The 16,811-nt window shown below is 71.8% G+C and carries 14 protein-coding genes; 6 read left to right on the top strand and 8 right to left on the bottom strand.

The annotated features are described in order from the left end of the window. The first annotated feature begins 57 nt into the window (after positions 1–57). Positions 58–573: an ATP-binding protein gene (locus CP967_RS17345; protein ID WP_150488843.1), complete on the top strand. Its 516-nt coding sequence runs from the start codon at positions 58–60 to the stop codon at positions 571–573. Here CP967_RS17345 and CP967_RS17340 read toward each other — a convergent pair. The 3 genes from CP967_RS17340 to pdhA are packed head-to-tail and all read right to left on the bottom strand — an operon-like array spanning position 560 to position 4,160. Continuing rightward, positions 560–2,014, bottom strand: a complete 1,455-nt coding sequence (locus tag CP967_RS17340; protein WP_150488842.1) for a dihydrolipoamide acetyltransferase family protein — start codon at positions 2,012–2,014, stop codon at positions 560–562. The two genes, CP967_RS17345 and CP967_RS17340, sit on opposite strands and share 14 nt — an antisense overlap. A gap of 14 nt (positions 2,015–2,028) precedes the next feature. Continuing rightward, positions 2,029–3,009, bottom strand: a complete 981-nt coding sequence (locus tag CP967_RS17335; RefSeq protein WP_150488841.1) for an alpha-ketoacid dehydrogenase subunit beta — start codon at positions 3,007–3,009, stop codon at positions 2,029–2,031. Between the two features lie 2 nt (positions 3,010–3,011). Next, complete coding sequence (gene pdhA, locus CP967_RS17330) at positions 3,012–4,160, bottom strand: pyruvate dehydrogenase (acetyl-transferring) E1 component subunit alpha (RefSeq protein WP_150488840.1); 1,149 nt, start codon at positions 4,158–4,160, stop codon at positions 3,012–3,014. Positions 4,161–4,506: 346 nt separating this feature from the next. On the opposite strand from pdhA, the gene CP967_RS17325 reads away from it, so the two are divergent. Further along, positions 4,507–5,163, top strand: coding sequence for a response regulator (locus tag CP967_RS17325; protein WP_150488839.1), 657 nt, complete (start codon positions 4,507–4,509; stop codon positions 5,161–5,163). A gap of 392 nt (positions 5,164–5,555) precedes the next feature. Beyond that, the gene (locus CP967_RS17320) at positions 5,556–6,560 is read left to right on the top strand and encodes a phosphotransferase (protein WP_190175118.1); all 1,005 of its coding nucleotides are present in this window, start codon (positions 5,556–5,558) and stop codon (positions 6,558–6,560) included. Between the two features lie 112 nt (positions 6,561–6,672). Here CP967_RS17320 and CP967_RS17315 read toward each other — a convergent pair whose 3' ends face one another. Then, positions 6,673–8,301, bottom strand: a complete 1,629-nt coding sequence (locus tag CP967_RS17315; protein WP_150488837.1) for a protein kinase domain-containing protein — start codon at positions 8,299–8,301, stop codon at positions 6,673–6,675. 298 nt (positions 8,302–8,599) lie between these two features. On the opposite strand from CP967_RS17315, the gene CP967_RS17310 reads away from it, so the two are divergent. The 3 genes from CP967_RS17310 (at position 8,600) to CP967_RS17300 (ending at position 11,713) form a co-directional block, all read left to right on the top strand. After that, positions 8,600–10,246, top strand: a complete 1,647-nt coding sequence (locus tag CP967_RS17310; protein ID WP_150488836.1) for a protein kinase domain-containing protein — start codon at positions 8,600–8,602, stop codon at positions 10,244–10,246. A 482-nt stretch (positions 10,247–10,728) separates the two neighbouring features. After that, on the top strand, positions 10,729–11,019 hold the full coding sequence (locus CP967_RS34690; protein WP_150488835.1) for a hypothetical protein: 291 nt from the start codon (positions 10,729–10,731) through the stop codon (positions 11,017–11,019). 139 nt (positions 11,020–11,158) lie between these two features. After that, positions 11,159–11,713 carry a bacterial proteasome activator family protein gene (locus CP967_RS17300; protein WP_150488834.1) on the top strand — a complete coding sequence of 185 codons (555 nt, stop codon included), beginning with the start codon at positions 11,159–11,161 and terminating at the stop codon, positions 11,711–11,713. Between the two features lie 103 nt (positions 11,714–11,816). Here the strand turns inward: CP967_RS17300 and CP967_RS17295 are convergent, their stop codons facing one another. The 4 genes from CP967_RS17295 to CP967_RS17280 all read right to left on the bottom strand — a co-directional run bounded on the left by CP967_RS17295 (position 11,817) and on the right by CP967_RS17280 (position 16,765). Then, on the bottom strand, positions 11,817–12,803 hold the full coding sequence (locus CP967_RS17295; RefSeq protein ID WP_150488833.1) for an NAD(P)H-quinone oxidoreductase: 987 nt from the start codon (positions 12,801–12,803) through the stop codon (positions 11,817–11,819). A 280-nt stretch (positions 12,804–13,083) separates the two neighbouring features. Next, a complete protein-coding gene (locus CP967_RS17290; protein WP_150488832.1) occupies positions 13,084–14,190 on the bottom strand; it encodes a potassium channel family protein in 1,107 nt (368 codons plus the stop codon). Next, a complete protein-coding gene (locus tag CP967_RS17285) occupies positions 14,187–15,893 on the bottom strand; it encodes a molybdopterin molybdotransferase MoeA (RefSeq protein ID WP_150488831.1) in 1,707 nt (568 codons plus the stop codon). Before CP967_RS17285 ends, CP967_RS17290 begins: the two co-directional genes overlap by 4 nt. Next, a complete protein-coding gene (locus tag CP967_RS17280; protein WP_150488830.1) occupies positions 15,890–16,765 on the bottom strand; it encodes an NTP transferase domain-containing protein in 876 nt (291 codons plus the stop codon). Before CP967_RS17280 ends, CP967_RS17285 begins: the two co-directional genes overlap by 4 nt. Between the last annotated feature and the right edge of the window lie 46 nt (positions 16,766–16,811).

Below are 16,811 nucleotides of genomic sequence, written 5' to 3'. Positions count from 1 at the left end.
CCCACCGCAGACACCGGTAACGCCACCGCCCACACCCCCACACGGAGGCACGCGTCCATGACCGCAGCCCAGGAGAGCCCCGCCCCTTCGCCCGAACCCGTCCTCCGCCGGGACGGGCTCGGCTACACCCCCACCACCCGCAGCGTCTCCCTGTGCCGTCATCGCACCGCGCGGCTCGTCCTCCAGTGGGGGCACCCGGAGCTGGCCGAGGACGCGGCGTTGCTGGTCAGCGAGTTGGCCACCAACGCCCTGCTGCACGGGGCGGTCCGGGGGCGGCTCTTCCGGGTGGAGCTCACGCTCACCGCGTCCACGCTCCGGATCGCGGTGAGCGACGCGCGGGGGGAGCGGGTGCCGCTCCTGCGGGCGGCGGAGGACGGGGACTGTTACGGGCGGGGACTGGCGGTCGTGGCGCGGATCGCCGACGACTGGGGTGTCGAGCCACGCAGCGTGGGCAAGACGGTCTTCGCCGAGCTCGCCGTGCGCCGGCCGGGGCCGGATGTGCCGGTGGGCCCGCGCGTTCTCCGCGCGGGCCCACCGGGTGTACGTGCCTCCGGGGCGGTTACGCCCAGGTGATCAGCCGCTTGGGCTGTTCCAGGATCGCCGCGACGTCCGCGAGGACCTTGGAGCCGAGCTCGCCGTCGACCAGCCGGTGGTCGAACGACAGGGCCAGGGTGGTCACCTGACGGGGCTTCACCTTGCCCTTGTGGACCCAGGGCTGGAGCTTGATGGCCCCGACCGCGAGGATCGCGGACTCGTCCGGGTTGAGGATCGGCGTACCGGTGTCGACACCGAAGACGCCGACGTTGGTGATGGTCACCGTGCCGCCGGCCATGGCGGCCGGGGAGGTCCGGCCCTCACGGGCCGTGGCGACCAGCTCGCCCAGGGCCTCGGCCAGCTGGGGCAGGGTCTTGTCGTGTGCGTCCTTGATGTTCGGCACGATCAGACCGCGCGGGGTGGCCGCGGCGATGCCCAGGTTGACGTAGTGCTTCTGGACGATCTCCTGGGACGCCTCGTCCCAGGCGGCGTTGACCTCCGGGTTGCGCTTGATGGCGACCAGCAGGGCCTTGGCGATGATCAGGAGCGGGTTGACCCGCACCCCCGCCATGTCCTTGTCCTCCTTGAGCTCCGCCACCAGCTTCATCGTGCGCGTCACGTCCACGGTGACGAACTCGGTGACGTGCGGTGCGGTGAAGGCGCTGCCGACCATGGCCTGCGCGATGGCCTTGCGCACGCCCTTGACCGGGATACGGGTCTCCCGGGCGCCCGTGGCCACCGGAGCGGCCGCGGGGGCCTCGGCGGTCTCCGGGGCGGCGGCCGGCGCGGGTGCGGCGGGTGCCTCGGCGGCGGCCGGGGCGGCTGCCGCGTGGACGTCCTCGCGGGTGATGACGCCGCCCTCCCCGGTGGGGGTGACGGTGGCGAGGTCGATCCCGAGGTCCTTGGCCAGCTTGCGCACCGGCGGCTTGGCCAGCGGCCGGGAGCCATCGGCGGGGGAGGCCGCGGAAACCGGGGCGGCCGGGGCCGCCGGGGCGGCGGGAGGCACGGCGGCCGCGTGGCCGTTGAGCTCCGCCTGGACCGCGGCGGCGGCCGGGCCGGGCACCGCGGCGCCCTTGCGGGCGCGGCGCTTGGTGGAGGACTCCGCCACGCCGTAGCCGACGAGCACCGGCTGGCGGCCCTTGGGGGCCTCCGGCTCGGGCTCCCCGACGGGCTCCTGCGCCGGCGGGGCGGGGGCCGGGGCGTCACCGCTGCCGGGCGCCACGTCGACCGTGATGATCACCTGGCCGACATCGACGGTCGTGCCCTCGGGGAAGCGCAGCTCGTGCACCACCCCGTCGAACGGGATCGGCAGCTCGACCGCGGCCTTGGCGGTCTCCACCTCGCACACCACCTGGCCGTCGGTGACGGAGTCACCGGGCTGGACGTACCACTTGAGGATCTCCGCCTCGGTCAGTCCCTCGCCCACGTCGGGCATCTTGAACTCACGGAAGCGGGCAGACGTCTCGGTCATCGTCGTCACGGACCCTCTCCTTCTCAGTACGCCAGCGAGCGGTCGACGGCGTCGAGCACCCGGTCCAGGCCGGGCAGGTACTCGTCCTCCAGCCGGGCCGGCGGGTACGGGGCGTGGTAGCCGCCGACCCGCAGCACGGGTGATTCGAGGTGGTAGAAGCAGCGCTCGGTGATCCGGGCCGCGATCTCGGCCCCGGAGCCGTAGAAGACGGGTGCCTCGTGGACGACCACCAGCCGGCCGGTCTTCTCGACCGATGCCTGGACGGCGTCGAAGTCGATCGGGGACATCGACCGCAGGTCCAGGACCTCCAGCGACTTGCCCTCCTCCTGGGCGGCCGCGGCGGCCTCCAGGCAGACCTTCACCATCGGGCCGTAGGCGACGAGCGTCAGGTCGGTGCCCTCGCGGGCGACGGAGGCGCTGTGCAGCGAGCCGGGGATGGCCTCGGTGTCCACCTCGCCCTTGTCCCAGTAGCGCCGCTTCGGCTCGAAGAAGATGATCGGGTCGTCGCTCTGCACGGCCTGCTGCATCATCCAGTAGGCGTCGCTCGCGTTGGACGGGGAGACGACCTTCAGCCCGGCCACGTGGGCGAAGAGGGCCTCGGGCGACTCGCTGTGGTGCTCGACCGCCCCGATGCCGCCGCCGTAGGGGATACGGATGACGACGGGCAGCTTGATCTTGCCGAGCGCACGGGCGTGCATCTTGGCGAGCTGCGTGACGATCTGGTCGTACGCCGGGAAGACGAAGCCGTCGAACTGGATCTCGACCACCGGGCGGTACCCGCGCAGGGCCAGGCCGATCGCCGTGCCGACGATGCCGGACTCGGCGAGCGGGGTGTCGATGACCCGGCCCTCGCCGAAGTCCTTCTGGAGGCCGTCGGTGATGCGGAAGACCCCGCCGAGCTTGCCGACGTCCTCACCCATGACGAGGACCTTGGGGTCGTTCTCCAGCGCCGTGCGCAGCGACTCGTTGAGCGCCTTGGCGATGGACATTTTCTGGGCGGCCATGGCTAGTTGCCCTCCTCGGCGAACGATGCCTGGTAGGCGGCGAACTGGGCACGCTCCTCGTCGACAAGGGGATTGCCGTCCGCGTAGGCGTGGTCGAAGATGGCCAGCCGTTCCGGGTCGGGCATGGACCGTACGGCCTCGCGCACCCGCTTGCCGAGGGCCTCGCTCTCCTCGTCCAGCGCGGTGAAGTACGCCGCGTCGGCGAGTTCCTGCTTCTCCAGGTACGTGCGGAGCCGCAGGATCGGGTCCTTCGCCTCCCATGCCGCCGTCTCCTCGTCCGCCCGGTACTTGGTCGGGTCGTCGGAGGTGGTGTGCGCGCCCATCCGGTAGGTGAACGCCTCGACGAGGGTGGGCCCCTCGCCGCGGCGGGCACGCTCCAGAGCCGCCTTGGTGACCGCCAGGCACGCCAGTACGTCGTTGCCGTCGACCCGGACACCAGGGAAGCCGTAACCCTGTGCGCGCTGGTAGAGCGGCACTCGGGTCTGCTTCTCGGTCGGTTCGGAGATGGCCCACTGGTTGTTCTGGCAGAAGAAGACCACGGGGGCGTTGTAGACGGCGGAGAAGGTGAAGGACTCCGCGACGTCCCCCTGGCTGGAGGCGCCGTCACCGAAGTACGCGATCACGGCCGAGTCCGCGCCGTCCTTGGCGACGCCCATGGCGTAGCCGGTGGCGTGCAGGGTCTGCGAGCCGATGACGATCGTGTACAGGTGGAAGTTGTTGCTGTTCGGGTCCCAGCCGCCGTGGTTCACGCCACGGAACATCCCGAGCAGGTTGGTGGGGTCGACCCCGCGGCACCAGGCCACACCGTGCTCACGGTAGGTCGGGAAGACGTAGTCGTCGTCGCGCAGGGCGCGGCCGGAGCCGATCTGCGCCGCCTCCTGGCCCAGCAGGGACGCCCACAGACCCAGCTCGCCCTGACGCTGGAGCGCGGTGGCCTCGGCGTCGAAACGGCGGGTCAGGACCATGTCGCGGTACAGGCCGCGCAGTTCCTCGCCGCTCAGGTCGATCCCGTACTCCGGGTGCTCGACGCGCTCGCCTTCCGGCGTCAGCAGCTGCACCAGCTGGGGCTCGGAACTCATGGCTGTCTTCGCGGCGCTGGTGCGCCTGCTGCTGCGTCGCGGTTTGCGCGCGGCAGTGCTCTCCACGGTCACGTGCGTGCTCCTCCGTCGGTCCGGCCCCCGGGTTGGCCGGGAACCAGTGCGGCTCGCCTGTGTCCGGACCCGTGCACGGGGTGGGTGCCGCTCGGCCGGGAACAGGCGTGACAGGTGCCCCGGCGAGCGCCCTGCAATATGCACGTTACCCAGTGCATCGCATAACTGCGAAACACCCTGTGACCTGCGATTTTGCTTGGATTTCCAAGTAAATCGCGCAAAAATGCGAACTCCTGCTGGTCACAGGGCTGACAACGGGCTCCGGGCCGCCGGAACAACGGCACGTTATCCCGGCCGACACCGCCAGGGAAGGGCAGGCGGTAAAGGAGTGTGTGAGACTTCCTTTGTGCGTGAAGACGGAAAAATCACTGTATTCCTTCTCGACGACCACGAGGTCGTCCGTCGCGGGGTCCATGAGCTGCTGTCCGTCGAAGAGGACATCGAGGTGGTCGGCGAGGCCGGCACCGCCGCGGACGCGCTCGCCCGGATCCCCGCGACGCGGCCGGATGTCGCCGTTCTCGACGTGCGGCTTCCGGACGGCAGCGGGGTGGAGGTCTGCCGTGAGGTCCGTTCGCAGGACGAGAGCATCAAGTGCCTGATGCTCACCTCGTACGCCGACGACGAGGCCCTCTTCGACGCGATCATGGCGGGTGCCTCGGGGTACGTCCTCAAGGCGATCCGCGGCAGCGAACTGCTGAACGCCGTACGCGACGTCGCGGCCGGCAAGTCGCTCCTCGACCCGGCCGCGACCGCGCGGGTGCTGGAACGGCTCCGGGAGGGCAAGAGCAGCGGCGACGAGCGGCTGGCCGGTCTGACGGACCAGGAGCGCAGGATCCTCGACCTCATCGGGGAGGGGCTGACCAACCGGGCCATCGGCGAGCGGCTGCACCTCGCCGAGAAGACCATCAAGAACTACGTCTCCAGCCTGCTGTCCAAGCTGGGGATGGAACGCCGGTCGCAGGCGGCGGCGTACGTGGCACGGCTCCAGGCCGAGAAGCGCTGACGCGGTCCGGGCCGCCGGGGGCTCCGGCCTCCTCACGGGCGGCGGGCCGGACGGCTCCGGCGCTCTGCGGCCCGTCCGGCCCGTCGGCCCGTCCGGCCCGTCGGCCCGTCCGGCCCGTCGGCTCCGCCCGTCCTGCCCGCGCCCGCGCCGCCCGCGCCCGGCGCGCGCTCCCCGGGCCCGTTCCGGCGGTGGTGAACGGCCCGAGCCTGTTCCGGCGGTGGTGAACGGCGAACCCTTCGATCCGGTATACGTGCGCCCGGAACCGCATGTAGTGCGTATGCACACTTCGACCCTGGACGCAAGTCCGTAAAACCGGCCACGCAGAGCCACCTAACATGTGGCGGGTGCTGCGCTCATCTGTGACATTTCCACCTGTTCCTCCTGTCGGCGAGGTGCTGCGCCGCTACCCCCGTACCGGCGAGCCGCTCGCCTGCGAACCGCTCACCAAAGGGCTGCTCAACCACGGCTACCGGGTCTCCACGACCCGGGGTACGTACTTCCTCAAGCACCACCTCGACAAGCACCACCTCGACGACGCGAGCGGCGACCACGCCACGATCGTCCGGCAGCACCGGGCGACCCAGCAGCTGCACTCCCTGGGGGTCCCCGTCGCGCCGCCCCTCGCGGACACGGACGGTGACACGGTGACGGTCATCGACGGCCGGCGCTACGCCCTGCATCCCTGGGTGGACGGCCTCCACCGGGACGGCACCCAGCTCACGACCGCCCAGTCCCGGCGGCTGGGGGCGTTACTCGGTGCCGTACACACCGGTCTGGAGCAGGTCATGGAGGCGGCGCCGCCACCGCCGGTACGGGCCCAGAGCCCCGACCCCGCCGAGACGTTCGAGCTGATCGACGACCTGCTGGCGTCGGCGTCCGCGCCGGGCACGGGCCCCCGGGACGCCTTCGACGAACTCGCCGTGCACCGCCTGGTGGAACGCCGTGCCCTGCTCGAACAGCACGCGCACCGCCGCCCGCCCACCCCCGGCGAGCCCGCCCGGGGCTGGGTGCACGGGGACTTCCATCCGCTGAACCTGCTGTACCGGGGGCCCGACCCGGTGGCGATCGTGGACTGGGACCGGCTCGGCGTGCAGCCCCGGGCGGAGGAGGCGGTACGGGCGGCTGCGATCTTCTTCGTCCGGCCGGGCGGCGAACTGGCCCTGGAGAAGGTCCGGGCCTACGCGCGCGCCTACCGGCGCTCGGCCGGGGCCTCGGCGGCCGAACTGGCCGCTGCCGTGCACCGGGTGTGGTGGGAGCGGCTGAACGATTTCTGGATACTCCGCTGGCGCTACCGCCTGCACGACCGCAGGGCCGACCCGCAGTTCCCTGCGGTGTCGGCCCTGGCGGTGTGGTGGACGCGCGAGTACGAGACGGTCAGCGAGGCCTTCACGGGGTAGGGACTCCGAGGCCCGCCACGGGATCACAGCGGTGTGCGGCCGTGTGACGGTCCCCGTGACGCCCCTCGTGTCACGCCCCTCGTGCCGCCCCGCACGTGGCGGCCCGCAGCGGCTACGGGGTGGTGCTGCCCGTCGTGGTGGTGCCGGCCGCCGCGCCCGCTGCGGCACCCGCGGCGGTACCGCTGCTGTCGCCGCCCCCGACGTCCGCGCTGCCCTCGGTGGTCGCCCCGGTGTCGTCGCCGTCGTCGTCGCCACCGCCCTCGGTGTCCGACCCCCCGTCGTCGCCGGTGCCGCCCTCGGTCGCCGTACCGTTGCCCTCGCTGGTGCCCGGGGCAGGCGACGACGGGGTCACCGACGGGTCCTGGGTCGGCCAGGTCGGGGTGTCGGACGGGGTCCAGGACGGCTGGCTGGGCTGCCAGTTCTGGTCGCCCGTGGAGTTCTCCGGGGCCTCGGACTCCTCGTCCGTCGGCTCGTCCGACGGCTCCTTCGAGGACTTCTCCGGGGACGGCGACACCGAGGTGGTGGGACTCGGCGGAGTCTTCTTCCCCGGGTCCTCGTCATTGGTCGCCTTCACGGCGAAGGCGACCCCCGCGCCGATCGCGATGAGCGCGAGCAGGACGAACAGCCACATCTTCCCGCGCCCGCCACCGTTGTGGTGGCCGCCCGCGTAGGCCCCGTCCTCAGGGTTCATGGGCGGCAGGATCGGCCCCTGCGAGGTGTCCCCGTGCATCGGGTGCGCCATCGCCGTCGTAGCGCCGCCGAGGGGCATCGCCGTGGTGTGACCGCCGTCGTTGGCCATCACCGGGCCGGTGTTCCACGCCCCGGTGTGCCCGCCCTGGACCTGGAGCATCTGCAGGGCGTACTGGACGAGACCGCGCATCTCCTCCGCGCTCTGGAACCGGTCGTCCGGCTCCTTCGCGAGGGAACGCATGACGAGACCGTCCAGCTCCGGGGGCACGGGCTCGTAGACGTGGGACGGCGGGACCGGGGTGTCCTGGACGTGCTGGTACACCACGGACAGCGGTGTCTCACCGGTGAACGGCGGCCGCATCGCGAGGAGTTCGTAGAGCAGGCAGCCGGTGGCGTAGAGGTCGGAACGGTGGTCGACGGCCTTGCCGAGCGCCTGCTCCGGGGAGAGGTACTGGGGCGTGCCCATGACCATGCCGGTCTGCGTCATCGTCGACTGCGCGCCGTGCAGGGCGCGGGCGATACCGAAGTCCATCACCTTGACGGCACCGGAGTTCGTGATGATCACGTTCGCCGGCTTGATGTCACGGTGCACGATGCCGTGCTGGTGCGAGTAGGCGAGGGCCTCCAGCACCCCCGACACGATGATCAGGGCCTGCTCGGGCGGCGGGGCCTCGGCGCTGATCAGCAGGTCGCGGATGGTGCGCCCCTCGACCAGTTCCATCACGATGTACGGAACGGTCGCGCCGCCCACGACGTCTTCACCGGAGTCGTACACGGCGACGATCGCATGGTGGTTGAGGCCCGCGACCGACTGTGCCTCACGCGTGAACCGGGCCTTGGAGACCGGGTCCTCGGCGAGATCGGAACGGAGCAGTTTCACCGCGACCGTACGTCCCAGACGCACGTCCTCCGCGGCGTACACCTCGGCCATTCCGCCTCGTCCGAGGCGGTGGGTCATGCGGTAACGGCCGTCTCCGACCACACCTCCGACGCCCCAGGAGTCGGTGCCATCCGGAACTCCGCCGCCGTTTGCTTCGGGTTCGGGTGCCATCAGTCCTCGCCGTCGTATCTGTCCGCGCGTCCGCGGGTTCTCACGGTGTGCTGCATTGCCACGTCACGCTACAGCCTTCGGCCCGCACACCGGTTCCGAGAGGGACGGGCCATCCAATCGGCTGGCGCGCCGACCACGCAAATCCGGTGGTTTTCCTGTAACGCTTCCGAGACGCTTCCTGTGCGTAGGGTCACGGAACGGGCACCCGGCTTGACGTGTCGTACCCCTGGGGCAGACTTGGCCCGTAATCAGGGATCAGGATCACCGCGTCCGCGGGCGCCCAGGGGGATGGCAAGTCATGAGCCAGGACGGCGTACACGGCGCACAGGGTCGCTACGCGGGCGGCTCCGTCGCCGGCGGACGCTACCAGCTGCGTGACCTGCTCGGCGAGGGCGGCATGGCCTCCGTCTACCTGGCGTACGACACCGCGCTGGACCGCCAGGTCGCCATCAAGACCCTGCACACGGAGCTCGGCCGCGAGCAGTCCTTCCGCGAGCGCTTCCGGCGCGAGGCCCAGGCCGTCGCCAAGCTGCAGCACACCAACATCGTCTCGGTCTTCGACACCGGTGAGGACGAACTCGGCGGCGCGCTGATGCCGTACATCGTCATGGAGTACGTCGAGGGGCAGCCGCTCGGCGCCGTCCTCCAGGCGGACATCCAGCAGTACGGCGCGATGCCGGCCGACAAGGCGCTCAAGGTGACGGCCGACGTGCTCGCCGCGCTGGAGACCAGCCACGAGATGGGCCTGGTCCACCGCGACATCAAGCCCGGCAACGTCATGATGACCAGGCGCGGCGTGGTGAAGGTCATGGACTTCGGCATCGCCCGCGCCATGCAGTCGGGCGTCACGTCGATGACGCAGACCGGCATGGTCGTCGGCACACCGCAGTACCTCTCCCCCGAGCAGGCCCTGGGCCGCGGGGTGGACGCCCGGTCCGACCTCTACTCGGTCGGCATCATGCTGTTCCAGCTCCTCACCGGGCGCATCCCGTTCGACGCGGACTCGCCGCTCGCCATCGCGTACGCGCATGTGCAGGAGGAGCCGGTCGCGCCGTCCAGCATCAACCGGTCGGTGACGCCCGCGATGGACGCGCTGGTCGCCCGGGCCCTCAAGAAGAATCCGAACGAGCGCTTCCCCAGCGCGGCGGCGATGCAGGACGAGATCGCGCGGGTGCTGAGCGCGGGAGGCCCCGCGGGCGCCCCGGTGATCGTCAGCGGCGGCGGGCCGGCGAACAGCGGATCGGGGGTGGGTTCGGCCGTCTTCCCGCCCGTCGGCCAGAGCGCCCCCGCGCCGCACGGCGTGCAGACGCCCTACCAGCCGCAGCCCCAGCACCAGACCCACCAGCCGGGCCCGTACGGACCTCCCACCCCGTCCCCGGCCCCGGGTTACGGCTACCCGCAGGCCCCCCAGCCCTACGGCACGCCCGCCCACCTCGCGCACCAGACCCCGCCTCCCTACACGGTGTCCCCGCAGACCGTGGGCGGTACGGGCGGCGGTAACAGCGGTTCCAAGCGGAACATGCCGGTCATCGTCGGGTCGATCGTGGTGGCCCTGCTCGCCGTGGGCGGTCTGGTCACCGCGCTGTCGCTGGGCGGTGACGAGGACGGCAAGGGCGGCGACGACCCCGGTACGAGCGGGCCCGCCGTGGCCGGCGAGCACAAGCCGCCGGAGCGCAACCGGACCATGAAGCCCGAGAAGTGCACGAACGCCTCGGAGGACACGAACGACCCGGCGAAGGTCTCGGCTCCGAGCTTCGTCTACAAGGACGTCCTGTCGGCGAAGGCATGTGCGGACGCCGCGGGCTGGACCGTCAAGATCATCGAGGAGCCGGGCAACACCTACGCCGAGGACCAGGTGGTCGGCCAGTTCCCGTCACCGGGCGCGGCCGTGGCGGAGCGCGGTGCCCACTTCGAGCTGAAGGTCTCCACCGGCGACCCGGCCTGACACGGACGGGCGGGGCCGCCTCCGGCCGGGCCTCCGGGCCTCCGGGCCTCCGGACACCGCGCCGCTGAGACGCCGGACGGCTTGTCGGGCGACCGAGGTGCCGGACCGCTGAGACGCCATGCCGCTGAGGTCTCTGCCGCCGAGGTCCCTGCCGCTGAGACACCTACCGCTGAGATGCCGGACAAATCGTCACATGTGACGCTGATCGCATGCCTTCAGGACTTCCGGTCTCAAGGACATCACGGTGCGTGACCTTCCTGGTGACGGTGATGGCGGTCGGCACGGCGGTCGGACCGGCCGCCCCCGCCCAGGCACACGGGGTATACGGGGCGCGCGGGGTGACAGGGTCCGAGCACGCGCCGGGCCCCCGGACGGCCGCCGCCCCGAGCACGCCCCCCGCTTCCGGGCCCTCCCCCTCCGGTTCCGGAACTTCCCCCGCCGCCTCCCGTTCCGTTTCGGCGCCCGCGGAGCCGGAGCCGACCATGGCCGGGCGGGCCGCGGGCGAAGGGCGGGAACGCCCCGGACGCCCCCGGGAGACCCCGGCCACCGAGGACCCCGCCGACGAAGCACCCCCGGAGGCCGACCCCGGCAAGGCGCAGGAGCGCTCACCGGCCCCCGAATCGTTCCGGGAGCCGGGCGGAACCGCGCGGCAGCGGCAGGCCCTGGACGAAACCGCCGTACGGCAGGTGAAGGAAGCCCTCCTGGGGGCGGGCCTCTGCCTGGTCGGCCTCGGGCTGGCGTTCCTGGCGTTCCGGATGCGGCGGATGTACTGACGGCGGACGGAGGGGCGCGCCGTCCCCACTGCGACGGCCGGAGCCGCGGCCCGCGGTGTTTCCCGTTGGGCAGGCAGCGGATCTTGGTTTTCATGGGGCACCACCGTGACGCGCGGCCCGTGTGGGAGACAATGGACGCATGGAGATGCCGAGGAATGACCGGTCGCAGGAGCACCCCCAGGTCCTCGTGGTGGGACAGGACGGAATGGCCATCGGCGGCGGTGGCGGGGGCGGTGACGACGAGCCGCGCGAGGTGCCGGTGACGGAGATGGTGGAACAGCCCGCGAAGGTCATGCGCATCGGCAGCATGATCAAGCAGCTTCTGGAAGAAGTCAGGGCGGCTCCCCTCGACGAGGCGAGCCGGGTCCGGCTCAAGGAGATCCACGCGGGCTCCGTGAAGGAGCTGGAGGACGGCCTGGCGCCCGAACTGGTGGAGGAGCTGGAGCGTCTCTCACTGCCCTTCACCGATGACTCCGTGCCGTCGGAGGCGGAGCTGCGGATCGCGCAGGCCCAGCTGGTCGGCTGGCTGGAGGGGCTGTTCCACGGGATCCAGACGGCTCTGTTCGCCCAGCAGATGGCGGCCCGTGCCCAGCTGGAGCAGATGCGGCGGGCCCTTCCCCCGGGCGCCGTCCACGAGGACGACCAGGGCGGGCCCGACCCGCACGGCCCGGCACGTTCGGGTCCGTATCTGTAACCACCGGCGTCCGGGCGTCCTCGTTCCGGGCGCGGGAACACGTGAGAGGGCCGGGCAGATGTGCCCGGCCCTCTCACGTGGGCGGTACGGGTGCGGGCAGGCGTCAGGCCTGCGGGGACAGCAGGAGCACCTTGCCGACGTGGGTGCTGCCCTCCAGCACCCGGTGCGCCTCCGCGGCGTCCGCCATCGGCACCGTACGGTCGACGATCGGCCGCACCACACCGTCGGCAATCAGCGGCCAGACGTGCTCGCGCACCGCCGCGATGATCGCGGCCTTCTCAGCCGGCGGGCGGCCCCGCAGCGAGGTGGCCGTGACGGCGGCACGCTTGGCCAGCAGGGAACTCAGGTTCAGCTCGCCCTTGGCCCCGCCCTGGAGACCGATGACGGCCAGCCGGCCGTTCACCGCGAGGGCCCGGACGTTCCGGTCCAGGTACTTCGCCCCGACGATGTCGAGGATGACGTCCGCCCCGGTGCCGTCGGTCGCCTGACGCAGCTCCTCCACGAAGTCCTGCTCGCGGTAGTCGATCAGGATGTCGGCGCCCAGCTCCTTGCAGCGGGCCAGCTTCTCGGGTCCGCCGGCCGTCACGGCGACACGTGCTCCGACGGCCTTCGCGAGCTGGATCGCCATCGTGCCGATGCCGCTGGAGCCGCCGTGGATCAGCACCGTCTCGCCGGGACGCAGATGGGCCACCATGAAGACGTTGGACCACACGGTCGCGGTCACCTCGGGGAGCGCCGCGGCGACCCGCAGGTCGACGCCGTCCGGTACGGGCAGGAGCTGGCCGGACGGTACGGCGACCTTCTCCGCGTATCCGCCGCCCGACAACAGGGCACACACCTCGTCGCCCACGGACCAGCCGGTGACTCCCGGACCGAGCGCGGCGACCCGGCCCGCGCACTCGAGCCCGGGGTACGGGGAGGCGCCGGCCGGCGGGTTGTAGAAACCCTGCCGCTGGAGGACGTCGGCCCGGTTGACGGCGCTGGACACGACCTCGACTAGGACTTCGCCCTCGCCTGGTACGGGGTCGGGCACCTCTGCCCAGACGAGAGCTTCGGGACCACCGGGTTCTGGGATCGTGATCGCATACATGGGCGCGAGGCTACTCCGTACCGCTGTGACCGGCGGTGAGACCTGCCTGGCGCGCGAACGGCTGCGCGGTGTCCTGTTCCCGCGCACACGGTGTACGCGGTGTACGCGGTCCTCGGTGTCGTGGCGGGCGCGGCTCTCGGTGTACGCGGTCCTCGGTGTCATGGCGGGCGCGGTGTCAGGGCGGGGCCGTCGTGTCAGGGCGGGGCCGTCGTGTCAGGGCGGGGCCGTCATGGTGCGGCGACTGCCGTCTTCACGGCCCCAGGCGGGGACGGGTCCGTCTTCACGGACCCGGGCGGGACTGGGTCGGGTTGTTCGTGGGCGGCCCGCCGGGCAGCGCCGAGGCGCGCACGATGGTGATCACCCGGTCCGTCAGCTGGAGCGGACTCGCCGCCGGATCGTCGTAACCGAGCAGCCGGTGGCCCCGAAGCACGCTCACCACCAAGTCGTCCGTCTCCCGGACGTTCTTGCCCACCTCGGCCTTTATCACCGGCCGTTCGACGAGATCGAGACCGCTGCCCTGCTGGATCAGGTCCTCCATCACGGTGCCCGCGCTGGGGCTCAGGACCGAGAGGCCCAGCAGACGGCCTGCCGCACTGGCGCTGGTGATCACCGCGTCGGCACCGGACTGGCGCAGCAACGGGGCGTTCTCCTCCTCCCGTACAGCCGCGACGATCTTCGCCCCGCGGTTGAGCTGGCGGGCGGTCAGTGCGACCAGGACCGCGGTGTCATCGCGCTGGGTGGCGATGATGATCTGGCGCGCCTTCTGGACCTCCGCCCGCAACAGGACGTCACTGCGTGTCGCGTCACCCAGCACACCGACGAACCCTTCGGCGTTGGCCGCCTCGATCACCTTGCCGGCCGGGTCGACGATGACGATCTGGTCCTTCCTCAGACCTGTGGCGCAGAGCGTCTGGATCGCGGACCGGCCCTTCGTGCCGAAGCCGACGACCACGGTGTGTTCACGCAAGTTGGTTCTCCAACGGTTCAGCCGGAAGTCCTCCCGGGTCCGCTCCGTCAGGACCTCGAGGGTGGTGCCGACCAGGATGATCAGGAAGAGCACGCGCAACGGAGTCACCAGCACGACATTGACCAGCCGGGCCGGGTCGCTGTAGGGGACGATGTCGCCGTAACCGGTCGTCGAGAGGGTCACCGTCGCGTAGTAGACCGCGTCGAGGAAGTCGACCTTGTCGTCGGCGTTGTCGTGGTAGCCGTCCCGGTCCGCCCAGACGATGAAGACCGTGGTGGCCAGAACCGCCAGGGCCATCGCGAGCCGTTTGGCCACCTGCCGCAGCGGTCGGTCGACCACCCGTCGGGGCAACAGGACGCGGATGGGTACGACGGTCTCGTCAGCGCGCCTGGCCATCGCGTCCTGGCCGGGAAGTTTCACGTGGAACGCCCTTCAGTCCACGGCATCGCCGAGGACCACGGTAGGTCGAGGATCTCCACCTCGGTGCCGGACCGTACCCCGCCCGGTGGCACCACGGCCAGCCCGTCGGCGGCAGCGATCCCGCGCAGCATCGCGGGCCCGTTGTAATGCAGGGGTACGACTCTGTCCGCCCGGTGCACGACGGGGATCAGCCGGGTGTCGTGCGGGTGGCCCTGCACCTCTTCGTGGACCGGGGGCCGGAAGGGTTCCCGCGCCGGGCGCCCCGAGAGCTCCCTCAGCAGGGGCTCTGCCAGGGTCAGCAGCCCGGACACCGCGGCGAGCGGATTTCCGGGGAGCCCCACCACGTAGGGGCCGTCGCCGGACACCCGTGCCAGGAGCATCGGATGGCCGGGGCGTACCGCGACCCCGTCCACCAGCAGCTCCGCCCCGATTCGGGCGAGCACCGAGTGCACATGGTCGACCGGCCCGGCGGCCGTACCGCCCGTGGTGACGACGAGGTCGGCGTCCGACGTCGTGAGGGCGTGCCGGAGGGCTTCGGCGTCATCGCCGAGGCGCCGGGGGGCGGTGACCTCGGCCCCCAGGGCACTCAGCCAGGGCACCAGCATGGGGCCGAGCGCGTCGCGGATCAGCCCGTCACGCGGAAGCCCCGACGTGAGGAGCTCGTCGCCGAGCACGAGTACGTCCACCCGTGGCCGGGGCACCACCACGAGCGCGTCGTACCCCGCTGCCGCCGCCAGACCGATCACGGCCGGGGTCACCGGGGTCCCCGCGGGCAGGAGCCGGTCGCCTGAGCGGCATTCCTGCCCGCGCGGGCGGATGTCCTGACCGGGCACCACCTCCCGGGTGGCGTGGAGCAGTGCTTTGGCCTCGTCGGGCCGGGCGTGCTCGGTACGGATGACGGCGGTCGCCTCGGGCGGGATCCGGGCACCGGTGGCGATACGGACCGTCTGTCCGTCGGCAAGGGGTTCTCCCGCGTCATGTCCGGCGAGCAGTCCCCGGCCGTGGCGCACGGCCCAGGGACCGGGGCCGGTGACCACCCACCCGTCCATCGCGGAGGTGTCGAAGGACGGCAGGTCCGTCAGTGCCACAACGGCTTCCGCCAGGGCGTGGCCCGTGGTGCGGTCCAGCGGGACACGATGCGCGGCACGCGGTGCGGAACGGCCCAGCCGCCGCGCCAGAGCGCGCGCCTCGTCCCAGGGAGTGGAACGGGTGTGGGCATGAGCACGGCGTGAGGGTCCGCCGTGGGGGTCTCCGGGCCGGGCGTCACCGGAACCGTCAGCAGTGGCTCCGACCGGGCCGGGTCCGGTTCCGGTTTCCCCTTCGGTTCCGGTTTCCCCTTCAGTTCCGGACTCGGCCCGGTGCACGGGCGTGCCCCCTGGGAACGATGCCGCCGGGGCAGCCGGTGGCATGGGGGAGGGGGCGCCCGGGGTGGCCCGGTGCGGCACGAAACGTGCGTCCCGTCCGGGATGCGCGACCAGAGCCAGCGCCTGCTCGACCGCTCGCTCCTCCGCGATCCGCTCCTTCGCGATCCGCTGCTCAGCGGTCAACTGCTCGGTGGTCAACTGCTCGGTGGTCAAACGCTCAGCGGCCGGCTGCTCGGTGGTCAGTCGGGCGGCGACCGGCGAGGGGCCGAGGGAGTCACGGGGTTCGTGGGGGTCGCGGGGGTTGCGGGAACCACGGGTTTCGCCACCCTGTGTCGTCATGTCGTGCCGTCCCCACTGCCCGTGTCCGCTTCTTCCTGCCAGCGGAGAGCGAGCGCCGCGGCCTTGCGAGCGGCTTCGGCCACCGCTTCGGCTGCGGCTTCCGGGCTCTTTCCCCTGCTCGCCATCGCCGCCGCGTACCCCACCAGGAAGGTGGTCAGCGGGGCGGCGGGACGGGCTACCCCGTGTGCGGCATCGCGGGCGAGGTCGAGCAGAACATCGGTGTCGACGTCGAGTTCGATACCGAGTTCGTTCTTGGCTGCGGTGATCCATTCGTTCAGCACGGTCCCATGCTCCCTGATACGCGCACGGGCGGCGGCGATGTCCTCCCAGGTGTCGCAGTCGAACGAGGCGAGCGGACCGGCCTCGACACGTGCCAGGTCCAGTTCGCCGGTGAGCAGTCGCAGGGGGAGTCCCGCGAGGTGGCCGTGTTCGGTGGCGAGCAGGGCCAGTTCACGGCGGAGCGGCTCGGCCCGGTAGGCGGCGACCAGGGGCTGGTCCCTGCCGTCCGGGTCGGTACACATCGCGCCCTCGCGGTGATCCGACCGGGCAGCCGCCAGCAGCGAGTGCACCGTCTTCTCCGCAAGGAACGGCAGATCAGCGGAGAGCACCAGGACGATGTCCTGGTCGGTCTTCCGGACACCGGCGTCCAGAGCTGCCAGTGGGCCCCCGCCCACCGGTGTCTCCCGCGCCCAGACGACAGGGCGCGGGGTCGGCCTGCGGCCGCCCACCACCACGGTGGTACGGGCGCCGGTGCAGACGGAGAGCACCCGGTCGAGCAAGGAACGGCCGCCCACCCGGAGGCCCGGCTTGTCGGCGCCACCGAGCCGCCTCGCGGCCCCGCCGGCGAGAACGATGACGTCATACACGGTCATGCCCCGAGTATGCGGGCCCTCGGCACCCCCTGGTCCGGCCGGGGTC

The organism is Streptomyces nitrosporeus (assembly GCF_008704555.1).
Taxonomy (GTDB): Bacteria; Actinomycetota; Actinomycetes; order Streptomycetales; family Streptomycetaceae; genus Streptomyces; species Streptomyces nitrosporeus.
Note: the sequence above shows the minus strand (reverse complement) of the source record. Positions and strands in the feature narration are given on the sequence as shown.